The following is an 18,768-nucleotide window of genomic DNA, read 5'->3' as shown; positions in this document are numbered from 1 at the left end:
CGACCGTGCGCCTACAGTCGGGGAAGCAGTTGCACATGCAAACCATGCAGGAGGCGAGGACCCTTGAGCACACAGCCCACCGAGGTCAGCCCGGCCGACCTCCCGCTCAGCACACCGCTCCAGGCGGAGGTCTTCCGCTCCCGCGGCGTCTACTCCTGGTGGCTGGACACCGCCCGCTCCCCCACTCCGGAGGCGGCGGGACTCGGACCGCTGCCCGGGGTGCCGCGGCTGGTGCACTCCTCCGGCCGGGCCGAGCTGCTCTACGTGGGCCGGGCCCGGCGCGACCTGCACGGGCGCATCGCCGGCCAGCACCTGCGCCGCACCCGCTCCTCCGCGCTGCGGCGCACCCTGCTGGCGGTGCTCCTGCCCGGTGATCCGTCGTGGCGGGAGGGCGCGAGCCTGGACGGACGCGACCGGGTGGTCCTCGACGGGGAGCACGAGCAGCGGCTCACGGCGTGGATGCAGGAGCACCTGCTCCTGGGCTGGGCGCGGTGCGAGACGAAGGACGACGTCGACGCCCTCGAGCAGCGGTGGATCGCCGCGCACCAGCCGGTGCTCAACACCGAGAGCACCGGGCACGGCCCGGAGCTGACCGAGCTCAAGCGGGTCTATCGCGAGGGGCTGCCCCGGCGCTTCTGAGGTCGGGCCACGCGTCACCCAGCCGCCGCGCAGGCCGCGGCGATAGAATGGGCGTCCAGCGCGCACATGGTTTTTCGGGGGCCCACCGTGAAGAACACCGGAAGCAGCGACGGCACCATCCTCTGGGTGGCCGTGATCGCCGTGGTGCTCTTCGCCGGCCTGTTCCGGTTCGTGCTCCTCGGCGGCGTGGCCCTCCTCGGGCTTGCGGCGCTCGGCCTGCTCGTGGGGCTGGGCGTCGGCATCGTCCGCAGCCGGGCCCGCGCGACCGCGGACCCGGACGCCGCCGGGGACGAGCCGCCGCCCGCCGCCCCGCCGACCGGACGGTGGTCCGAGCCGCGGTCCGAGCCGTCGTCCCTGGAGGAGGCCCGGGAGGCCGGGGCGTCCAACATGCGCACGGCCTGGATCTCCTGGCACCTGCGGTCCCTGCCCGAGCAGGAGGACAGCACGGACCCCCGGTTCCTCACCGGGACGCTGGCCGTGGTCCCGCAGGCGGACTGGGACGTGGCCCGGCTGCGGCGGCACGGCCGGGCCCTGTGGTCCCTGCGCACGAGCGCACGACGGCACGGGATGCTCGAGCAGGTGGACGAGCGGCTGGACCGCGTGGTCGCGGCGATCTCCGACCTGAGCGAGGAGGAGTTCGACGCGGCCCTCGGCCAGGTCAACGACCAGTACCTGTACCACCCGGACCGGCAGATCCGCACCGCCTACCTGGAGGGCGGGGCGATGGGCGTGGAGGCCATCATGGACGCCGTGACCGCGGCCCGGGCCCGGGCCCGGGAGGACGCCGCCACGAGGGCCGCCGCGGAGTCCCTGGCCCGGCAGCGCAACGCCGCCCTCCGGGCCCTGCGGGAGACCCACCGGCCCACCGAGGGCCGGGACGCCCACGCCGCCTGGGACGAGCAGGCCAAGAAGATCGAGGACTGACGCGCCGACCGCTCGACGCCCCGACGGCGGAACTCGCGGCTGCCGCTCCTCGCCGGGCACCGGGGCCACAGCTCGGCACCGCGCTCCGCCCGGCGGCCGATGCCTGCTCCGGGCGCAGGGTCAGGGCGTCCAGCCCAGGACCGCGCCGCCGACGGACATCACGGCGAACCAGACCCCGAAGGCCAGGACGGGGATGAGGAGCACGAGGTAGGAGCGGCGCATCGCCAGCCGCACACCGGCCCAGGCCAGCACGGCCCACACGACCAGCAGCAGCACGATCGCCCACAGCGGCGCCATGAGGCCGCTGGCGAGGTAGTAGAACCCGACCACCAGGTGGGCGAGGGCCGCGACCACGGCCGCCACCACCGGCCCTGCGGACGACCGGCGGTCCTGGTCGACCGGCTCGCTGCGCGTCATGAGTCCGATTCTATCCTCGGCTCTCGTCGAGGTCACGAGCTGAATTCGCCGGCATCCTCCACCGGTCGAGCAGCTGGTCGCCTACCCGCCTCCCCCCGCCGCCGGTGCTCGCGCGGTCCGGTCACGGCGAAGCGCACCAGCCCGTCACCGGCCGGCTCGCTCGGGCTCACTCGGGCCAGGCGTTCTCCTGGATGATGCGCACGAAGTCCTCCCGGTGGAAGTCGGGGTCGAAGTGGGCGAGCACGTCGTCGTTCATGGTGCCGAACGTGGTCCCGGGCCGGTCGGCCATGCCGTCGTAGAACGCCCGGAGGACCTTGTTCTTGAAGTCGGGCCGGGGGTGCGCGGCGACGACCTCGGCGCGGTGCTCCTCGGAGATCTCGTCCAGGTCGAGGCCCAGCACGTCGGTCTCGACGCCCAGCGTGACCACGGCGACCTCGGGCGCCAGACGCAGGGGGATCTCCGGCGTGGTGTGCAGGGCGATCGCCAGCCACACGTTGCGCGCCTCCTCCGGGGACCGGCCGTGGTCGCGCAGGAACGCCTGCGCCGCCTCGGCGCCGTCGAGCTCGAACCGCTGGTGCGTCGTGCGGTGCTCCTCCGTGAGGCCGAGGTCGTGGAACATGGACCCGACGTAGGCGAGCTCGGGATCCACCTCGACGCCGCGTGCGGTGGACTTGAGCATCCCGAAGAGGAAGACCCGTCGGGAGTGGTGGAACAGGCTCTCGTCGGCGGCCCGCCGGACCAGCTCGGTGGTCTCGCGGACGAGGGCGGAGTCCGGGACGGTGATCCCGGCGATCGTCTCTGGCATGGTGTCTCCTCTGCTCGGTGGCGTGCTCGGTGGCCTGCCCGGTGTGCTTGCTCGGTGTGCCGTGGCGTGCCGGACCGGTTCGTGACCCGTCCTCCCGCCACCCTCTCAGGACGGGACGCAGCGGGACCGCAGGGTGGCGACGCCCGCACCCGCCAGGTCGTCGCAGCAGGCCTTCCGCCCGGCCATCGCCATGGTGAGCGCCAGCGTGGTCCCGGTGACCCGGAGGCCGGAGCCGGACTCGAAGGGTCCGTCGGTCGCGACCAGGTGCAGGCCCTCGGCCGTACTGCGGCTGGGCACCGCGAAGTCCCGGCCGGCGAAGAACCGCGCCACCTCGGTCACGACGCCGACCGACGGGGTGCGCGGCAGCCCGAGGGGGCGGCGGATGTCCTGGGCGTGGACGACGACCTCGCCCAGCCAGGCCGCCGTGTGCTTCGAGGGTCCCGTCGAGTTCCCGACCACGGCGCGGAACCGCTGCAGGGTCTCGGCCGGGGTGGCGCCCCGGTGCTCCTCCAGGCGGCGCTGGTTGTGCAGGTCGAAGTCGAAGCGGGCCCCCAGCACGCTGCGGAGCCAGCGGAGTCGGCCGATGCTCGCGACCGCCGTCAGGTGGGCGACGACGTCCTCCACGACCCACTGCCCGCACAGGGACTGCTCCGCCCAGCGGGCGTCGTCCAGGTCGGCCAGGTCCTCGGCCAGCCGCGCACGCTCGGCATGGATCATGGCCCACAGGGTCTTCGCGCTGCTCGGCTCCATGACTCCAGGGAAGCACATGCCGGCGGATCACGTCCCTCTGTCCGCGAACTCACCGCTTCCACCCCACCCGGGCGCGTCGAGAACCGCATCTCGAGCACGGCCGGTGAACTCGGCACGTGACGAACCGGGGCGCGTGGGGGCGCCGGAGCCTTCGGTGTCCGCCGATCCCGCTACCGTGGCAGGGGACCCGCACCCCGGGCCGGCACCCCCCGACCGCACGAGGAGCCTCGATGACGAGCACACGATTCCTCCACACGAGCGACTGGCAGCTGGGCATGACCCGGCACTACCTCGAGGGCGAGGCCCAGTCCCGCTTCACGGGCGACCGGGTCGAGACGATCCGCCGCATCGGGGAGCTGGCCCGCGCCCGGGGGTGCGCGTTCGTGGTGGTGGCCGGCGACGTCTTCGAGCACGCCAATCTCAGCCGGCGGGACGTGGGGCGGGCCCTGGACGCGATGGGGGCCGTCGGGCTGCCGGTGTACCTGCTGCCCGGCAACCACGATCCGCTCGGACCGGGGTCGATCTACGCCCAGGACGCCTTCCGCGACCTGGCGCCGGACAACGTCGTGCTCCTGGACGGGACGGGCCCGTGGCCGGTCGCCGAGGGCGTCGAGCTGGTGGCCGCGCCCTGGCGCAGCAAGCGGCCCGACGCGGACCCGGTCGCCCCGGCCCTCGAGGGCCTGGACGCCGACGGCACCCTGCGCGTCGTGGTGGGCCACGGCATGCTCGACGAGCTCGACCCCGACCGGAACTCCCTGGCGACCGTGCGCCGGGCGCCCCTCGACGCCGCCCTGGCGCGCGGGGCCGTCCACTACGTGGCGCTGGGCGACCGCCACATCCGCTGGCCCGAGGACGGCCGCGGCGCCATCCACTACTCCGGGGCCCACGAGTCCACGGGGTTCCGCGAGCCCGGGCGCGGCCACGTCCTGGAGGTGGTGCTGGACGGCGGCACCGTGGAGGTGACGCCCCACGAGGTGGGACGGTGGGAGCACCTGCGCCTGCAGCGGCAGCTCGACGGCCCGGACGACGTCGACGCCCTGCGGGCCGAGCTCGCCGCGCTCACGCCCAAGGAGCGGATCATCCTGCAGACCGTCTTCACCGGCACCCTGAACCTCTCCGACTCCGCGGCGCTGGAGGCCCTGCTCGAGCAGCAGGCCGAGGTCTTCGCGAGCCTCAACGCGTGGGAGCGGCACACCGACCTGGCGGTCGTCCCGGACGAGCACGAGTTCGAGGACCTCGACGTCGGCGGCTACGCCGCGGACGCCCTCGAGGAGCTGCGCCGGACGGCCGGCTCCGACGCCGAGGACGCGGCCGTCGCGGGTGACGCACTGCGACTCCTGTACCGCCTGGTGGAAGGACCCGCCCGATGAAGCTGCACCGCCTGAAGCTGGAGAACTTCCGCGGCGTGGCCGAGCGCGAGGTCGAGTTCCCCGAGTCGGGGGTCGTCGTGCTGACCGGCCGCAACGAGATCGGCAAGACGTCGATGATCGACGCCCTGGACGCGCTGATCGAGCTCCCGGACAGCAGCAGGAAGCGGACGATCCTCGACGCGAAGCCGGCCGGCCAGGACGTGCCCGTGCTCGTGGAGGCGGAGTTCTCGATCGGGGCCGTCCGGGTGGTCTACGCCAAGCAGTGGCTGAAGAAGCCGGCCACCACGCTGCGCCACGTCTCGGGCCCCGGCGCGGGCCGGACGTTCACCGGGCGCGAGGCCCACGACGCCGCCGATCAGCTCTGGACCACCGCCGACACCACCCTGTGGAAGGCCCTGCGCTACCTCCAGGCCGGCGGAACGGACCAGAACGCCCTCACCGGCAGCGCCGCCCTGCGCCGGGCCCTGGAGTGCCACGCCGGCCAGAGCCAGGGCGACGACCGCGAGGTCACCACGCTCCTGCAGCGCGTGAGCGAGGAGTGCGACAAGTACTGGACCTCGACGCGCAAGAAGAACACCCGCTACGTGCAGGCGGAGACGGCCTGCCGGGACGCCGGGACGGCCGCGGCCCGAACCACCGAGCAGCTGGCGGAGATCGCCACGGTCGAGGAGGAGCTCGCGGAGCTGACGGAGGAGATCACCGCCGCCGACCGCAGGCTCGGCGCCGTCCGCGCGGAGCGGGTGGAGCTGGACCGTGCCGCCGAGGAGATCGGCGGAGTCCAGCGGCAGCTGCAGGAGGCGCGGCGCCGTCGTGACACTGCCCGGGGCGAGCTCGAGCGGGCCCGCGAGCGCGCGGCGCGCCGCGCGGAGCTCGTGACCGCGCTGACCGCCGACGAGGAGCGCGGCGCCGCGCTCTCCGACGAGCTCCGGGCCTGCGAGCAGGAGCTGGCACCGGTGCGCCGGCACGTCGGCGAGACCGAGGAGCGCCGGACCGCCGCACAGCACGCGGCGCAGGAGGCCCGGGCGGCCCACCGGTCGGCGCGGGACGACCGGAGGCACCTCGACGACGTCGACCGGCACCGTCGCGTGGTCTCGGTCCTGGAGTCCCTCGAGACGGTCCGGGCGCGGCTGACGGACCTGCGGTCCCGTCCCGGCACGGAGATCGACGAGGCCGTCCTGGACGAGCTCGACCGGGCCCAGCGCGCGGCGGAGAAGGCCGAGGCGGAGCTGGCGGCCGGCAGCGCCCGGGTGGATCTCACCGCGCTCGGCCGGTCGCGCCCCATCCTGCGCGACGGCACCGCACAGGACGTCTCCCCGGAGGAGCCGTGGTCCGCGCCGGTGACCGAGGTCGTGCAGATCGAGATCCCCGGCGAGTGGCAGGTGCGGATCTCCCCGGAGCAGGGCATCGACACCCGCCGGGAGGCCGCCCGCCGGGCGTCCGACGCGTTCACCGCGCTGCTGGAGCGGCACGGGGTCGCGTCGGTCGCCGAGGCCCGCGCCGCGTGGCGCGCGGCCGAGGAGCTCGCGCAGCAGGTCCGCGAGACCGTCGCCCAGCGCGACCGCCTCCTCGACGGCGAGGACGAGAGCCGTCTGCGCGACGACCGGGACCGCCTGGCGCCCGCGATCGACCAGTACACCCGGCAGCGGACGGACGAGCATCCCCTGCCCGGGTCGGTGGACGTCGCGCAGGAGCGCGTGGACGCCACCGAGGCGGCGCTGCGCGCGGCGGAGGACGCCACGCTCCACGCCGAGGCGGCCGCCGAGGCCGCGCGGGCCGCCCTGCAGTCCGCGCAGACCCGGCTGCACTCCCTCGAAGGGGCCGCCCAGGAGCAGGACCGCGCGCTCACCGGCACCCGGGCCCGGCTCGAGGAGGCCCGCCATGACGTGCCGGACGAGGACCTCGACCGCGCCGTCACCGCGGCGGACGAGGCACTCGGCGCCGTCCAGGGCGAGATCGACGAGCACGAGGCGGCCCTGGCCCGTCTCGACGCCGAACGGGTGCTCTCCGACCGGGAGCTCGTGGCGGACCAGATCGCCGGGCTGGAGAAGCTGCTCACCGAGCGGCAGGGGCGCCGGAGCACCCTGCTGGGACGGCTCGACGGCATGGGCCGGGACCGGGTGCAGCTCGAGCACGACCAGGCCGGGACGAGGCTCGAAGCGGTCCGGCGCGACCTCGCCGGCGTCGAGCGGCGGGCCGAGGCCGCGCTGCTCCTGGAGCGGACGCTGCTGGAGCACCGCGAGCGCGCCCACGCCCAGTACGTCCAGCCGTTCCGCGCCGCGGTCGAGCAGCTGGGCCGCGCGGTCCACGGCCCGGACTTCGAGGTGCAGGTGAGCGGCTCCCTGGAGGTCGAGCAGCGCAAGCTCGACGGCGACTGGCTGCCGTTCGCCGCCCTGTCCACCGGCGCCAAGGAGCAGATGGTGATCCTCATCCGGCTCGCCACCGCCCTGCTCGTGGACCCGGAGGACGGGGTGCCCGTGCTGCTCGACGACGCCCTGGGGCACTCCGACCCGCAGCGGCTCCGCCGGCTCGCCACCGCCATCAGCACCGCCGGGGAGCGGACCCAGGTGATCGTGTTGACCTCCAACCCCGAGCGCTTCGCGAACCTGCGGGAGGCCCACCGGATCGAGATCTGACCCGTGGCCGGCTCCCCCAGCCCAAGCGTCGTCACCGGCGTTGTGTTCACGGTCGAGGAATCTCCGGTGCCGTCTGCCCTGGCTTGTCCAAGCCGGCGTCTCTACGCTCGTCCTGTAAGTCATCAGCACCGCCAGTTTCCACGAGAAAGGAAGGGAAGCCGACATGAGCTTGGATCGTGACCAACCGAAGCGCGCCAGCCTCCAGCGTCGTTCCCACCGCTCCAAGGCACCTCGCGTCCTTGCCTCGGGGGTCACTCGACTGCGAGTGGTGCGGCCCGGCGAACAGGCGTACGTGGTGATGTCCCAGTCCGCTGCCGGGCCTGCGCCTTCCGTACCGTCCGCTCTCGGGCAGGCGGCCCTCCAAGCGCTGGGCAGTGAGCAGCCGAGGGAAGTCCGTTCTGAGGACGTGTACCGGCTCATGACCCCGTCTCCGGAGAGCACCCGTTGGGGCACAGACCTGACGGAAGACCGGAACCACATCGTTGCGGACGACCCCTGGGAAGGCCGATGAGGGGGCTGCTGGACACCAACATCCTGATCGCTCTCCTGGATCCGGAACAGGAGACCCCCGACCTGAGCGGGTTCACCGGATTGACCATCAGCTCATTGTCCCTCTCCGAGATGCACATGGGAGTGGCAGCCATGGCTTCGGACCAGAACAAGAAGGTACTGAGAGAGAACGAGCTCGCGAGGACCAGGGCTACTTTTGGCGCCGGCATCCCCTACGACGATCGATGTGCCCTGGCCTTCGGAGTGGTGGTCGAGGAAGGCACTCAAACACGGGGCGTCCCACCGCAAAAATGTCATTGACCGGATGATCGCGGCGACGGCGATGGTGCACGGGCTCACCCTGGTCACGCGAAACACCGACGACTTCAAGCATCTGACCGGCCTGGTGAAGGTCGAGAAGCGGTAGCCGTCGCGTCCGGCCCCATTTCCGACATCTGGGAGATCGCCGAGCGCTTCGCGGACCTGCGGGAGCCCACCGGATCGAGAGGTGAGCCGTGGCCGGCTTCAGGACGCCGGTTCCGCGCCTCCGGCCGCGAGCGCGCCCAGCACGCCGTACGTCGCGCAGACGAACGCCCGGTTCCGGGCCACGTCCTGGAGCTCCAGGGCGAACCTGCGGGGGAACAGCGGGCGACCCGCCCCGAGCGTGACCGGCGCGATGGAGACCATCAGCTGGTCCAGCAGCCCGGCCTCGGCGAACTGGGCGGCCAGGTCTCCCCCGCCGACGACCCAGATGTCCTTCCCGCCGGCGGCGTTTGTCAGGGCAGCGTGGATCGGCGCCACCTCCCCCTGGGCGAAGCGGAGATCGGCCCCGGGAATGCCGGGCAGGTCCGCGTGGGAGACCACCCAGGTGGGCATGTCGTAGGGCCATCCCTCGCCGGAGGCGTGCAGGTGCTCGCGGACCCACTCGTAGGTGGTCCGGCCCATGACGACCGCCCCGACCCCGGCGATGAACTCGTCGTAGCCGTGCGGGCCGGCGCTGTCCGAGTCCTGCACGAACAGCCAGTCCAGGGAGTCCCGCTCGTCGGCGAGATAGCCGTCCAGGGTGGTGGCGGTGTAGAAGACGGTGCGGCTCATCGGAGGCCTCCTGTGCGTCGTTGCCACCACTCGATCGGGTCCCCGGCACCGGGGGTGGCTCCGGCCCGGCGCAGCATCAGCCGGGCCAGCTGGCGCCGGTGCGCGGAGTACGTCAGCACGTGGGCGATCACACTGGCGATGACGAAGCTCTCGGGCGGCTCGCACAGCGCGTCGATGATCCGGTCGTCCCACGCGGCGCGCCGGTCGATGTCCCGGACCATGGCCAGCCAACGGGGTGCGATCTCCCCGTGCCGAGCCGCCAGGGCCGCGGGGTCGTCGTCACCGGCGTCCGGGGCGTCGTGCCCCTCGATGGCCGCCAGCCAGATCTCCTTGGTGGACACCAGGTGGTGCAGCACCTGCGCGAGCGACTCGTCGGGCCCGTCCCACACCAGGGGGACGCTGTTCGGCACGCGCACCCTGCGGTACTCCTCCACGGACACCCCTTGCGCGAGCTCCAGCAGCTCCCCGACGTCCTCGACGTCGTGGTGCAGCATCAGCTCGGTCACGTCGGCCCCCGTCCGGGCCGGGGCGGCCTCCTGGGTGTCGACCCACAGCGAGGTCGGCGGGTGGAAGTGGATGCCGTTGGGAGCCGGCAGCCAGTGGCTCCCGGGCCGGTCCGCGGTGGTGCTGGGAGGATGGCCGAACGCCCTGGCGAAGGCGCGCGCGAACCCGTCGACGGACTCGTAGCCCGCGGCCCATGCCGCCTCGGTCACCGATCGCCCCTGCCCCAGTTCCCACGCCGCGCGTTCCAGCAGCACCCGGCGCCGCAACGTCACCGGCGGCTCCCCGGCCCCGCGCGAGAGCTGACGGCTGAAGTGGAACGGCGAGGAGAAGGCGCCACCGGCCATGTCCTCCAGGGTGCGGTGGTGCTCGTCGAGCACTGCGTCGAGCAGCTCGCGAAGTCGATCACGGTCCTGATCCGGCATGCCCCCAGTCTGACCGGACCGGGCCCGGACGCGCCCGACCGTCCTTGCTCAGTGCACGCTGTGCACCGCGCCGAGGGCACCCTGCGCGCACCCTCGCTCTCCGGCCCGCGGAGCACCTTTCCCCGGCTCCTGGTGATCCCGGGGTCCGGCCCCGGAGGGCCGGTTCCCGCAGAGGGACCTCAGGCGGACCGGGTGGAGTCCCCCGCACGGTGGGCCTCCAACAGCCCCACGAACATGGTCCGGTGCAGCCGGTCCACGTGCTGGTGGGACACCTGCACGGCCGTCTCGCAGTCCCGCGCGGCCAGGGCACGGACCAGCCCGATGTGGTCGTGGTTCGACACGTGCAGCTGATCGATCGGATACGGAATGAAGTAGCCGTACAGCTGCTCGAGCACCTTCAGGTACTCCGTGGCGGAGCTGCCGACGGCGGCGGCCTCGGCGACCGAGCGGTGGAACTCGTCGTCGGCCTGGTGGTAGGCGGACCAGCTCTGCGCCTCGGCCATCCGGCGCGTCAGCCCGTCGAGGTGCTGGACGTGTTCGGCCGTGGCGCGGAGGGCGGCGAAGTGCGCCAGCGCGCACTCCATGAGCAGCCGGCGATCGATGAGGCTGTGCACCTCGACGGTCTCCGCGGCCGGGACGACCAGCTGACGCAGGGCCTCGGCGGAGGGCCGGTCGGCGACGAACGTGCCGCCGTTGCGCCCGCGTCGCCTGACCAGCACACCGTCCTCCGCGAGGCTCGTCAGCGCCCGCCGGGCCGTGATGGGACTGACGGACAGCCCCCGGGCCACTTCCTCCTGGTCCGGCAGCCGCTCGCCGGGCTGCAGCATGCCCAGGGAGATGGCCATGCCGATCCGCAGGCGCACGGCGTCGATGGCGTTGCGCCGCTCGAGGCCGCCGAGCACCCCGTCGCCGAGGCCGCCTGCCGGTTCGTTGTCGTGGACCACGCCACCCACTGTACGGCCGGGCATCCCGCCTCTTCCTTTAATGGATCATTTAGATCTAATATAGCTCACACATGCGAGTCGAGCAGATCGGATCCCCCATGCACCGCACGCTTCCCCTGGTCGCCGCGCAGGCCGCCCCGCGCCTCATCGGGGAACCCCTGACCGGGTTCGCCGACGAGGTGACCGAGATCCTCCGGACCCGCCCGGACACCCGGCTGGTCGTCTTCCCGGAGCTGCACCTGTTCGGGGACGGGAGTCCCGACCTGCAGCGCACCGAGGCCCTGCAGGACAGCGCCCAGCCGCTGGACGGCCCCCGCACCCGGGAGCTCCGGCAGCTGGCCGGAGACCTCGGAGTCTGGCTGGTCCCCGGCAGCGTGTGCGAACGCGGCCCGGAGGGGCAGCTCTTCAACACCCTCCTGGTGCTCTCGCCCCGGGGAGAGCTCGCCGGCTACTACCGCAAGGTCTTCCCATGGCGGCCGCACGAGCCCTACGACCCGGGCGACCGTTTCACCACCGTCGACATCGACGGCGTCGGACGGCTGGGACTGAACATCTGCTACGACGCGTGGTTCCCGGAGGTCACCCGCCAGCTGGCCTGGATGGGTGCCGAGGTCATCCTCAACGTCGTGAAGACCACCACCGCGGACCGGCGCCAGGAACTCGTGCTGGCGCAGGCCAACGCCATCGTCAACCAGGTCTTCATGGTCAGCGTGAACTGTGCCGGGCCCGTGGGCGCCGGGCACAGCACGATCGTGGACCCGGAGGGCCGGGTTCTCAGGTCCTCCGCCGGCGACCGGCCGGAGCTGCTCGAGGTGGACCTGGACGTGACCCGGGTCGAGCGCGTGCGCGCCGAGGGCACGGAGGGGATCAACCGCATGTGGTCCCAGTTCCGCGCCGGCGAGACCCCCATCGACCTACCCGTCTACGGCGGCCGGATGGATCCGGCGACCTGGGCACCGCGACCCTTCGAGCCCTGAGGAACCCAGCATGGAAACCACGACCCTGACCCGCACGCTCCGGCTGCCCTCGCTGGTCCTCTTCGGCCTGGCCTATCTCACCCCGATCATCGTCCTAGGCATCTTCGGCGTGATCTCGGAGGCCGCCGGCGGCGCCGCACCGGCCGCCTACCTCGTGGCCCTGGCGGCCATGCTGCTCACCGCGCACAGCTACGGGCGCATGGCGGCGGCCTTCCCCGTGGCCGGCTCCGCCTACACCTACGTCCGCCGGTCCATCGACTCCCGCGCCGGCTTCCTGGTCGGCTGGGCGGTGCTGCTGGACTACCTCTTCCTGCCCATGGTCATCTGGCTGATCGGCGCCTCCTACCTCGACGCCCAGTTCCCGGGCGTCCCGTTCGCCGCGTGGGTCATCGGGTTCATCGTCATCACCACCGCGCTCAACGTGCTCGGGATCAAGGTCGCGGACAAGGCCAACTACATGCTCATGGCCTTCCAGCTGCTGGTGCTGGCCTTCTTCGTCGCCCTGTCGGTCACCTACGTGACCTCCGCGGCCGGACCGGCGGGCCTGCTGAGCACCGAGCCGTTCCTCAACGACACCACCGACTTCGGCATGATCACGGCCGGTGCGGCCATCGCCGCCTATTCCTTCCTCGGGTTCGACGCGGTCACCACCCTCACCGAGGAGGCGGTCGAGCCCCGCAAGAACATGCCCCGGGCGATCATGCTCATCGCCCTGATCGGCGGCGGCATCTTCGTGGTCGTCTCCTACGTGACCCAGCTGGTCCATCCCGGCGGCCAGTTCGAGGACACCGCCTCCGCGGCGTCCTCGATCGCCATGCAGATCGGCGGGCAGCTGTTCGGGGCGGTCTTCCTCGCCGGTCTCGTCGTCGCCCAGTTCGCCTCCGGGCTCGCCGCCCAGGCCAGCGCCTCCCGGCTCCTGTACGCCATGGGCCGCGATGCCGTGCTGCCGCGGACCGTGTTCGGCCGGCTGAACCCGCGCTTCCGCACCCCCGTGCTGAACCTGGCCATCACGGGGGCGGTCGGGTTGATCGCCATCTTCCTCGACGTGGCCACGTCCACGTCGTTCATCAACTTCGGCGCCTTCACCGCCTTCACGCTCGTGAATCTCGCCGTGATCTTCTACTTCGTGCGCGAACGCCGGGCCGGACATCAGCTCAACGTGCTGAGCTACGTGGTGGTGCCCGCCGGAGGCGCCCTCGTGTGCGCCTTCCTGCTCTCCCAGCTCGACGCGAACGCCCTGACACTCGGCTCGATCTGGCTGGCCTGTGGGATCATCGCCCTGGCCGTCATCACCCGCGGTTTCCGCCGGGAGCCGCCGGAGATGTCGACCACGGAACAGCAGGTGACCCAGGAGGTCGCCTGACTCCCCCGGCGCGGAAGGATTCACGGGATGCGGATCGCCCTGGCCCAGCTCCGGTCCGGCGAGGACGTGGGGACGAACCTGTCGACGATCGCGGGCCTCGTCGAGGACGCCGCCGGCCGTGGTGCCGAGATGGTGGTGCTGCCGGAGTACGCGACGTACCTGAAGAAGGCCGTCGACGGCACGTTCCCGCAGGTCGCCGAACCGCTCGACGGCCCCGTGTGCTCCGAGCTGGCCCGTCTCGCCGCGGTCCACGGTGTGGCGGTGGTGGCGGGCGTGCTCGAGGCCTGCGACGTCCCCGGCCGTGCACACAACACGCTGGTGGTCCACGGCGCCGACGGCAGGCAGCTCGCGAGCTACCGCAAGATTCACCTCTTCGACGCCCAGGGCCACGCGGAGTCCCGTTTCATCGAGGCGGCGACCACAGCGGAGCCGGTGGTCTTCGACGCGGGCGGCCTGCGCTTCGGACTCCTGACCTGCTACGACCTGCGCTTCCCCGAGCTGGCCAGGACACTGGCCGACGCCGGGGCACAGGTGCTGCTGAGCTGCGCCGCGTGGGTGCCCGGTGAGCACAAGCTGCGGCAGTGGCAGGCGCTGTCCGCGGCACGGGCCATCGAGAACGGGGTCTACGTGGTGGGGTCGTGCCAGGCGGAGCCGATCTCGATCGGGCACTCCCTCGTGGTCGACCCCATGGGCGCGACCGTCGCCGAGCTGGGCACCGACCCCTCCTGCGCTGTCGTGGAGGTCCTCCCGGAACGGATCACCGCAGTGCGGCAGCGCTTCCCCGTGGCCACGCAGCGGCGGCTCCCCGCACCGGAATGACCCGGGTCCCTCCCGTGGAGCCGCGGCCGACGGGGTGCTGACCGAGGACCCGGCCCCGACCGGCCCGGTGCCCCCGGCAGGCGGGGAGGGCGGTGCCGCTCATCGAGGGGCCTCGGCCGCGCCGCGCCCGTTCCCGGTCCGGAGGAGGCCGAGGAGGACGACCAGCGCCAGCAGGATCACCATGCCCGCGTAGCCGACCGCGGTGGGCACCAGGCCGGCTGCACCCGCGACGGCACCGGCCGCCACCGCGGGGATGCTGTGCGACAGGTAGCTGACCACGTAGATCGCCGAGAGCAGCCCGGCACGCTCACGCGGTGCGGCCTGGGGCAGCAGCGAGCGCAGCACCCCGAGGAAGCCGGCGCCGAAGCCGACGCCGGCCAGCACCGTGGCGGCGAAGTACAGACCGACGGAGCCGACGACGAGCGCCGCGATGGTGGCGACCATGCCCGCCACGAGCAGACCCATGGCCACGGCGAGCACCCGCCGGGGTGCGGTCGCGCCGCAGAAGAGGATCGCGATCCCGCCGGTGCCCGTCAGCGCCGCGACCACGAGGCCGGTGAGGAGCACGGAGTCCGCCCCGGTCAGCGAGCGGACGAGACTGGGGCCCAGGGCGATGATCAGCCCGCCCAGGGACCAGCAGGCCGCCGCGGCGGGCAGCACCCACACCGCCGTGCGTCGCACGTCCGGCGGGAAGTGGACGCGGGGACGCAACGAGGCCAGCGCCCCGGGCGCACGGGCCACGGTATCGGGGCCGAGCGCCGTGCCCACGACCTGCAGCACCAGCAGGCCCAGCAGCACGACGTAGATGAGGTGGATGCTGCCCGGGGCGGCGGCGACGATGAGGCTCGAGGCCACGGCCCCGCCGGCCAGGCCCAGGACCGGCCCCGCGCCGGTGATCACGGTCCCCAGCCCCCGGCGGTGCTCCGGCTCGAGCTCGATCACGTAGGCGCCCAGCGCGCCGGTGGCAGTGCCGGTCGCCACGCCCTGCAGCAGGCGGGCCACCACCAGGGTCGTCTCGCTCTCGGCCAGCGCGAACACCAGCATCGCGGCGATCTCCAGAACGAGGGCGACCAGCAGCACCGGCCGGCGCCCGAGGTGGTCGGACAGCGACCCCACCGTGAGCAGGGCGGTGAGCAGGGACACCACGTAGGCGGCGAAGATGACGGTCAGCACGACCGGCGGGAAACCCCACAGGTCCTGGTACACCGGGTACAGCGGGCTGGGCGCGCTGGAGGCGGCCATGACCACCACCAGCACGGACGCCTGCACCCAGAAGGCCGCACGGACGGGGAGCACGGGACGGCGGCGCGGCGGAGCACCGGGGGCGGAGGACATGCGGGCCTTTCACGACGGACCGGGGAAACGCGAAGGCTCCGCGCGGGACTCACGGTAGTTCCGTCCCGGGAACAACACCAAGAACGGGCGCCGCCCCGGCGATCGCGCGCCGGAGGTCCGGCCGGTCGGCGCTTCACGGCCACCGGGGCGGACGGACCGGCAGCGCAACAGACCGCGGCCCCCGCGCGAGGCGGGGGCCGCGGTCTGCTGCGACAGGGTCGGCGTGCTGGGCCGGCGGAATCCTACCGGCGGTCGTCGATGTCGGTCTCGACGCGCTCGATCCGGACGTCGTCGTCCGCGACGGGCTCCAGACGGCCCGACCGCTCCTCGCGGACCGGCTCGGTCCGGGCCCTGTCCTCGACGACGTGCTTGCGCAGCCGGGGGCGCTCCGGCTGCTCCTCGGACACGGGCCGCACATCGAAGGTCAGCCCGTAGTGGTCGTAGAGCTCACGCTCCTCCTCGGACGAGAGGTGCTGGTCCGTGTCGACCTTCGGGGCGTTCTTGACCAGTTCCTTCTCGTAGGGCACCACGAGCTCGTCGTCGTCGCCCAGCCGGGCTCCCTGCACGGGCACGAAGGTCTCCTTCGTGCCGAACAGGCCGGTGTTGACGCTGACGAACGTGGGCTCCTCGGTCTGGTCGTCGAGGTAGACGTCGCTGACCTCGCCGATCTTGTGACCGTGGGTGCTGTAGACCTTGTGGCCGATGGTGCGTTCCAGTTCTGGGGTGAGCATTCGGTCGTCCTTTCTCCGGTCCTCCGGGACACCCGGCCGCCCCGCCTCCTGGCGGAGGAGCCGCGGAGTTCCCGCAGGGGTGAGCTGACTGTTCTCATGCTGCTTCTCACAGGCTCAGGGAATCCGGCCCTGAGCTCGTGCCGGACCGTGCACCGGGTGCCCGATCCGGCTCCGGGTCCGGTGTCCTCGCGCCCGGCACCACCCGACCGTAGACAGACGTGCGGAGCAGACTCAAGGGGCATCCGGAGGCCTGCGGGCTTTCCCGGGCAGTCGTGACCGCATCGTGATTTCCTGGGAACGCCTCTTCCTACGTCTCGTTCCGTCGGCGCACCATCTCGGTGATCCAGAGCGGGGCGAACGGCGACGTGCAGTTCGGCGGCGTCGGATAGTCCTTGAGCACCTCCAGGCGCTCACCGATGTCGAGGGCACGGTCCCGGTGTGCGGGGTGCTCGATCCCGATCTGCGCCAAGCAGGCGTTCATCGCCCACTGCAGGCGGTCCGGGGCGCCCTTCATTCCCGCCTCGATGACGTCGAGCAGGCCGGCCAGGTCGAGGCCTTCGGGCGTCTTCGCCACGCGTTCGGTGGTCAGCGCCCAGCCGGCGCTCGCGACGACAGGGTCGGGATCGGCGGACCAGGCCAGGCGCAGCTCCTCGGCGTGCGGGTTCTTCTTCACCACGTAGTTCACGAGCCAGTCGTGCACCTTGGGCGGGCGGGCCTCGCGCACCATGGCGTCCAGCTCGTTCCGCTCGAACGCCTTCGGACGGCAGATCAGCAGCGCCAACAGTCTCGCCGCCGTGTCACCGGTCTCCCAGAGCTGCTGCGCGAGGTCCTGCTGCGTTCTCAGGCGCTTCGCGATCGCCCGCAGCTTGCCGAGGTTCACACCGTGATCGTCACCGCGCCTCTCGTTCACCTCGCGCACCCTCGGGTCCTCGAGCGCGGCCAGCTCGGCCAGCACCTCGTCCACCGTCGTCCCGGCCATCCCAGCCATCCCGGCCTCCCGTCCGTTCCGTGTGCGATCCAGCCTACGAGGGAGGCGCCGCCCGCAGGCGGTGGCGGACTCGGGGCCCGGGAAGCCACCGCGTGCCGAGATCATCGGCGGCATCCCGTCCGAGGGGACGATGACAGGGTCGCCGGTCAGGGGCAGCGTCACGACTACCGGAGGGTGGCCTGCGTCCAGGTAGGCCTGGTCGTAGGTGACTGCTGTGCCCGCGTCCCCGGTCCGCTCGATCCGGTCGGCCGGCCTTGTCGACGTCGGCCCCCACCACGAACCGCAGCCGGTGCAGGCCGGTCACTGCTCGGCCACCCGGCGCCGTCCCAGCACGTTGGCCACGGCGGCCACGGCGGCCACGGCGGCCACGGCGGCCACGGCGGCCACGGCCGGATTGCCGGTGCCGGTCTCGATCGCCCGGACCGTCCGCTCGGAGAGGCCGGCAGGCCCGGGCCCTCGCGTCCTGGCCGGCCGAACTCTCGGGGCGATCACGGACCGCCGGCGCTCGGCTCTTGAGGGAGCCCGGTACGGCGACGGCTCGATCTGCCTCAGCTCCACCCACGGCGGCGACGGCACGTCCCGCGCGCGCACCAGCGTTCCCCCGAACCGCCACTACTGCGCCGCGGGCGTGGACTGGGACCGTCCGGCCGGGGCTGTGTCCTACGTCGCCGGGGACGGCACGACGTGCGCCGAGCACCCCGACGGTCGTGTCGCCGCCCGCTGGCCAAGGTCGCCGCCGACGTCAACCGGCCCTCCGTGGTCGTCGCCGCGCATCTCCACGGTGGGGTGGTGCTCGCTCCGGCGGGCATCGAAGGAGAACATGCCGGCGTCCAGGGGCGCTCGGGAGTCCAGCAGGTGTTCGCAGTGGCGGTCCTAGGCGGTCGCGTCGCCGAACACGTCGGTGGACCCGGACGTGGGCCACCGGTTCAGGAGCTGTGGAGGCCGGTGCCGGTGCCGTCCCCGAACGGGGAGTTGCTGCTACTCGGGATTGTCCGCGGAGACCGGGTTGTCATCGTCCGGTTCCGCGTCGGCAGCCTCCTTCTCGGTGTCGGCATCCTCAGGTGCCGGCTCGCTCAAGCGGTGCTCGACGGCCTGGCGGAACTGTTCAGCGCCTTCCGGATCAGCCAGCCCGCCCGATGTGTCGGCCGCTGAGCCTGACGGTTCCTCCGTGGTCTCGTCGTCCGACGTGGAGGGGCGGGGGCCGTCTGGGGTGGAGTTCATCGGTTGCCTTTCGTCTCGGTCGCCAGGTCCACGTCTCCTCGCCCGGACCTCACGGGAGGCCATGGGCGACCAGGGGTCTTCTGCTGTCGGGGCGCCGCGGTGGGGTGTGGCGGCCACCGAAAACCACCTGGATCGCCGATCCGAGTAGGAGGACCGTGGGGCTTCATCTGCAGGATGCTCACCTCGGATCATCCCTGCTGTCGTTCCTACCGCGATCTGACCTGGGGTGACAAGGGCCACGCCACACCATCTCGAGCGCAGTTCGCCCCCGGGACAAGTTGCGTCCCGGGTCATGCTCGGCGAACTGCTCGTCCGCGCCTCGACCGGTGGCCCCGGCACCTG

General features: G+C 72.6%; 20 protein-coding genes. 9 read left to right on the top strand and 11 right to left on the bottom strand.

All coding sequences use genetic code 11. The annotated features are described in order from the left end of the window. Nucleotides 1-63 precede the first annotated feature (63 nt). Nucleotides 64-639 carry a GIY-YIG nuclease family protein gene (locus tag ACH9D3_RS12285; RefSeq protein ID WP_396411149.1) on the top strand — a complete coding sequence of 192 codons (576 nt, stop codon included), beginning with the start codon at nt 64-66 and terminating at the stop codon, nt 637-639. An 87-nt stretch (nt 640-726) separates the two neighbouring features. Continuing rightward, entirely contained in the window at nt 727-1,563 is an 837-nt protein-coding gene (locus ACH9D3_RS12280; RefSeq protein WP_396411148.1) for a hypothetical protein, read from the top strand. A gap of 120 nt (nt 1,564-1,683) precedes the next feature. Here ACH9D3_RS12280 and ACH9D3_RS12275 read toward each other — a convergent pair whose 3' ends face one another. The 3 genes from ACH9D3_RS12275 to ACH9D3_RS12265 all read right to left on the bottom strand — a co-directional run bounded on the left by ACH9D3_RS12275 (nt 1,684) and on the right by ACH9D3_RS12265 (nt 3,535). Then, nucleotides 1,684-1,980, bottom strand: a complete 297-nt coding sequence (locus ACH9D3_RS12275; RefSeq protein WP_396411147.1) for a hypothetical protein — start codon at nt 1,978-1,980, stop codon at nt 1,684-1,686. Between the two features lie 166 nt (nt 1,981-2,146). Further along, nucleotides 2,147-2,785, bottom strand: coding sequence for an HD domain-containing protein (locus ACH9D3_RS12270; protein ID WP_396411146.1), 639 nt, complete (start codon nt 2,783-2,785; stop codon nt 2,147-2,149). 105 nt (nt 2,786-2,890) lie between these two features. Then, nucleotides 2,891-3,535 (bottom strand): maleylpyruvate isomerase family mycothiol-dependent enzyme, encoded by a 645-nt coding sequence (locus ACH9D3_RS12265; protein WP_396411145.1) that lies wholly within the window; start codon nt 3,533-3,535, stop codon nt 2,891-2,893. 230 nt (nt 3,536-3,765) lie between these two features. Here ACH9D3_RS12265 and ACH9D3_RS12260 point away from each other — a divergent pair, with 230 nt between their 5' ends. The 4 genes from ACH9D3_RS12260 to ACH9D3_RS12245 all read left to right on the top strand — a co-directional run bounded on the left by ACH9D3_RS12260 (nt 3,766) and on the right by ACH9D3_RS12245 (nt 8,454). Then, on the top strand, nt 3,766-4,905 hold the full coding sequence (locus tag ACH9D3_RS12260; RefSeq protein ID WP_396411144.1) for a metallophosphoesterase: 1,140 nt from the start codon (nt 3,766-3,768) through the stop codon (nt 4,903-4,905). Beyond that, nucleotides 4,902-7,538, top strand: a complete 2,637-nt coding sequence (locus tag ACH9D3_RS12255; protein ID WP_396411143.1) for an AAA family ATPase — start codon at nt 4,902-4,904, stop codon at nt 7,536-7,538. The genes ACH9D3_RS12260 and ACH9D3_RS12255 overlap by 4 nt, the downstream gene beginning before the upstream one ends. 507 nt (nt 7,539-8,045) lie before the next feature. Continuing rightward, nucleotides 8,046-8,348: a hypothetical protein gene (locus tag ACH9D3_RS12250; RefSeq protein WP_396411142.1), complete on the top strand. Its 303-nt coding sequence runs from the start codon at nt 8,046-8,048 to the stop codon at nt 8,346-8,348. 4 nt (nt 8,349-8,352) lie between these two features. Then, nucleotides 8,353-8,454 (top strand): hypothetical protein, encoded by a 102-nt coding sequence (locus ACH9D3_RS12245; protein ID WP_396411141.1) that lies wholly within the window; start codon nt 8,353-8,355, stop codon nt 8,452-8,454. Nucleotides 8,455-8,552: 98 nt separating this feature from the next. On the opposite strand, the gene ACH9D3_RS12240 is transcribed toward ACH9D3_RS12245, so the two are convergent. The 3 genes from ACH9D3_RS12240 to ACH9D3_RS12230 form a co-directional block, all read right to left on the bottom strand. Further along, a complete protein-coding gene (locus ACH9D3_RS12240) occupies nt 8,553-9,122 on the bottom strand; it encodes a dihydrofolate reductase family protein (protein ID WP_396399281.1) in 570 nt (189 codons plus the stop codon). After that, a complete protein-coding gene (locus ACH9D3_RS12235) occupies nt 9,119-10,048 on the bottom strand; it encodes a helix-turn-helix domain-containing protein (protein ID WP_396411140.1) in 930 nt (309 codons plus the stop codon). Before ACH9D3_RS12235 ends, ACH9D3_RS12240 begins: the two co-directional genes overlap by 4 nt. Nucleotides 10,049-10,227: 179 nt before the next feature. Then, the gene (locus tag ACH9D3_RS12230) at nt 10,228-10,992 is read right to left on the bottom strand and encodes an FCD domain-containing protein (RefSeq protein WP_396411139.1); all 765 of its coding nucleotides are present in this window, start codon (nt 10,990-10,992) and stop codon (nt 10,228-10,230) included. Between the two features lie 71 nt (nt 10,993-11,063). On the opposite strand from ACH9D3_RS12230, the gene ACH9D3_RS12225 reads away from it, so the two are divergent. The 3 genes from ACH9D3_RS12225 to ACH9D3_RS12215 are packed head-to-tail and all read left to right on the top strand — an operon-like array spanning nt 11,064 to nt 14,151. After that, nucleotides 11,064-11,969 carry a nitrilase-related carbon-nitrogen hydrolase gene (locus ACH9D3_RS12225; RefSeq protein ID WP_396411138.1) on the top strand — a complete coding sequence of 302 codons (906 nt, stop codon included), beginning with the start codon at nt 11,064-11,066 and terminating at the stop codon, nt 11,967-11,969. 10 nt (nt 11,970-11,979) lie between these two features. Further along, the gene (locus ACH9D3_RS12220; RefSeq protein WP_396411137.1) at nt 11,980-13,332 is read left to right on the top strand and encodes an amino acid permease; all 1,353 of its coding nucleotides are present in this window, start codon (nt 11,980-11,982) and stop codon (nt 13,330-13,332) included. A gap of 27 nt (nt 13,333-13,359) precedes the next feature. Further along, nucleotides 13,360-14,151, top strand: coding sequence for a carbon-nitrogen hydrolase family protein (locus ACH9D3_RS12215; protein ID WP_396411136.1), 792 nt, complete (start codon nt 13,360-13,362; stop codon nt 14,149-14,151). Between the two features lie 99 nt (nt 14,152-14,250). On the opposite strand, the gene ACH9D3_RS12210 is transcribed toward ACH9D3_RS12215, so the two are convergent. From ACH9D3_RS12210 to ACH9D3_RS12190, 5 genes are all read right to left on the bottom strand, one after another. After that, nucleotides 14,251-15,486 (bottom strand): MFS transporter, encoded by a 1,236-nt coding sequence (locus ACH9D3_RS12210; RefSeq protein ID WP_396411135.1) that lies wholly within the window; start codon nt 15,484-15,486, stop codon nt 14,251-14,253. Between the two features lie 242 nt (nt 15,487-15,728). Further along, nucleotides 15,729-16,217, bottom strand: a complete 489-nt coding sequence (locus tag ACH9D3_RS12205) for a PRC-barrel domain-containing protein (RefSeq protein WP_396411134.1) — start codon at nt 16,215-16,217, stop codon at nt 15,729-15,731. Between the two features lie 307 nt (nt 16,218-16,524). Beyond that, nucleotides 16,525-17,196: a DNA alkylation repair protein gene (locus ACH9D3_RS12200; RefSeq protein ID WP_396411133.1), complete on the bottom strand. Its 672-nt coding sequence runs from the start codon at nt 17,194-17,196 to the stop codon at nt 16,525-16,527. Nucleotides 17,197-17,505: 309 nt separating this feature from the next. Further along, a complete protein-coding gene (locus ACH9D3_RS12195; protein WP_396411132.1) occupies nt 17,506-17,796 on the bottom strand; it encodes a hypothetical protein in 291 nt (96 codons plus the stop codon). 387 nt (nt 17,797-18,183) lie between these two features. Next, nucleotides 18,184-18,426, bottom strand: a complete 243-nt coding sequence (locus ACH9D3_RS12190; protein ID WP_396411131.1) for a hypothetical protein — start codon at nt 18,424-18,426, stop codon at nt 18,184-18,186. Between the last annotated feature and the right edge of the window lie 342 nt (nt 18,427-18,768).

Source organism: Kocuria kalidii (assembly GCF_044462225.1).
Taxonomy (GTDB): Bacteria; Actinomycetota; Actinomycetes; order Actinomycetales; family Micrococcaceae; genus Kocuria; species Kocuria kalidii.
This window is presented reverse-complemented; position numbering and strand designations above follow the sequence as displayed.

Coding starts and splice junctions, on each gene's coding strand:
- ACH9D3_RS12275 (WP_396411147.1), bottom strand. CDS start 1,980: ATGACGCGCAGCGAGCCGGTCGACCAGGACCGCCGGTCGTCCGCAGGG.
- ACH9D3_RS12270 (WP_396411146.1), bottom strand. CDS start 2,785: ATGCCAGAGACGATCGCCGGGATCACCGTCCCGGACTCCGCCCTCGTC.
- ACH9D3_RS12265 (WP_396411145.1), bottom strand. CDS start 3,535: ATGGAGCCGAGCAGCGCGAAGACCCTGTGGGCCATGATCCATGCCGAG.
- ACH9D3_RS12260 (WP_396411144.1), top strand. CDS start 3,766: ATGACGAGCACACGATTCCTCCACACGAGCGACTGGCAGCTGGGCATG.
- ACH9D3_RS12255 (WP_396411143.1), top strand. CDS start 4,902: ATGAAGCTGCACCGCCTGAAGCTGGAGAACTTCCGCGGCGTGGCCGAG.
- ACH9D3_RS12250 (WP_396411142.1), top strand. CDS start 8,046: ATGAGGGGGCTGCTGGACACCAACATCCTGATCGCTCTCCTGGATCCG.
- ACH9D3_RS12245 (WP_396411141.1), top strand. CDS start 8,353: ATGATCGCGGCGACGGCGATGGTGCACGGGCTCACCCTGGTCACGCGA.
- ACH9D3_RS12240 (WP_396399281.1), bottom strand. CDS start 9,122: ATGAGCCGCACCGTCTTCTACACCGCCACCACCCTGGACGGCTATCTC.
- ACH9D3_RS12235 (WP_396411140.1), bottom strand. CDS start 10,048: ATGCCGGATCAGGACCGTGATCGACTTCGCGAGCTGCTCGACGCAGTG.
- ACH9D3_RS12225 (WP_396411138.1), top strand. CDS start 11,064: ATGCGAGTCGAGCAGATCGGATCCCCCATGCACCGCACGCTTCCCCTG.
- ACH9D3_RS12220 (WP_396411137.1), top strand. CDS start 11,980: ATGGAAACCACGACCCTGACCCGCACGCTCCGGCTGCCCTCGCTGGTC.
- ACH9D3_RS12215 (WP_396411136.1), top strand. CDS start 13,360: ATGCGGATCGCCCTGGCCCAGCTCCGGTCCGGCGAGGACGTGGGGACG.
- ACH9D3_RS12210 (WP_396411135.1), bottom strand. CDS start 15,486: ATGTCCTCCGCCCCCGGTGCTCCGCCGCGCCGCCGTCCCGTGCTCCCC.
- ACH9D3_RS12205 (WP_396411134.1), bottom strand. CDS start 16,217: ATGCTCACCCCAGAACTGGAACGCACCATCGGCCACAAGGTCTACAGC.
- ACH9D3_RS12200 (WP_396411133.1), bottom strand. CDS start 17,196: ATGGCCGGGACGACGGTGGACGAGGTGCTGGCCGAGCTGGCCGCGCTC.
- ACH9D3_RS12190 (WP_396411131.1), bottom strand. CDS start 18,426: ATGAACTCCACCCCAGACGGCCCCCGCCCCTCCACGTCGGACGACGAG.